This is a genomic window from Arhodomonas sp. KWT, from assembly GCF_010993615.1.
In genome coordinates this window covers 1-1,001 of the sequence record NZ_WNXE01000604.1, presented here as the reverse complement: position 1 = coordinate 1,001, position 1,001 = coordinate 1, and the positions used below count along the sequence as shown (strand labels likewise).

The 1,001-nt window shown below is 68.1% G+C and carries 1 protein-coding gene; it reads left to right on the top strand.

The annotated features are described in order from the left end of the window. A partial coding sequence (locus G7A99_RS21070; RefSeq protein WP_163143859.1) for a FadR/GntR family transcriptional regulator occupies nt 1–771 on the top strand: 771 nt, incomplete at its 5' end. Nucleotides 772–1,001 lie beyond the last annotated feature (230 nt).

The following is a 1,001-nucleotide window of genomic DNA, read 5'->3' as shown; positions in this document are numbered from 1 at the left end:
ATGCAGGATCCCGGGCGCAAACCGACCCGACGCAAGCTCTCCGACCTGATCGTCGAGGACGTCAAGCGCTGGATCGTCGTCGAGGGCCTGCGCCCGGGTGACCGGCTGCCCAAGGAACGGGAATTCATCGACCTCTACGGCTGCGCCAAGGGCACGGTGCGCGAGGCGCTCAAGGCACTGGAGGTCGAGGGGCTGGTGGTGATGCGCACCGGCCCGGCCGGCGGTGCCTACGTCGCCGAGCCCGGGGTCGAGCAGGCCACCCGGGCACTGCGTAACTACCTGCACTTCCAGAAGCTCGACGGGCGGCAGATATACCAGCTGCGCAAGGTGGTGGAGGTCGAGGCCGCCGCCGCCGCGGTGGGCCGGCTCACGGAGACGGACTTCCAGGCGATGGCTGAGAACATCGAGCTGTGCGAACGGATCGGTTTCGAGCGCGACGGCCAGCGCGAGCTGCGCCTCGCCGAGCTCAGCTTCCACAACCGCATCGCCGACGCCTGCGGCAATCCGCTGCTGCGCTTCATGGTGTACTTCATCAGCGACCTGCTCTCCGACCTGGTCGACCTCAAGCGCACCTACCGCCCCCGGCGCGTGCAGTTCGGCGAGGACAACCGTCACTACCACCGCGAGCTGCTCGACGCCTTCCGCAGGGAGGACGTCGAGGCGGTCCGCAGGATCATGTACGAGCACATGTGCAGCTCCGAGCACCACACCGTGGCGCTGGAGGCACAGGTATCCAACAGCTTTCTGCTGGAGTCCGGCGAGCATGACTGAGCCGTACCCCGGCAGCGCGCCCCAGGCGCATCCCCAGAACGTCCCGGACCCCCGTGGACTCGTGCCACGACAACAACTAACGGGACCCCATCGGCACCGCCGATTCCATCGACGCTCAGGAGGTGACTGATCATGCGATCCACTGACAACAAGAACGCCCGCCGGGCGTGGTATCGACGCCCTCAGCGGGGGCTGATGGCGGCCGCCGCGGCGGCGCTCCTCGCCCTGCC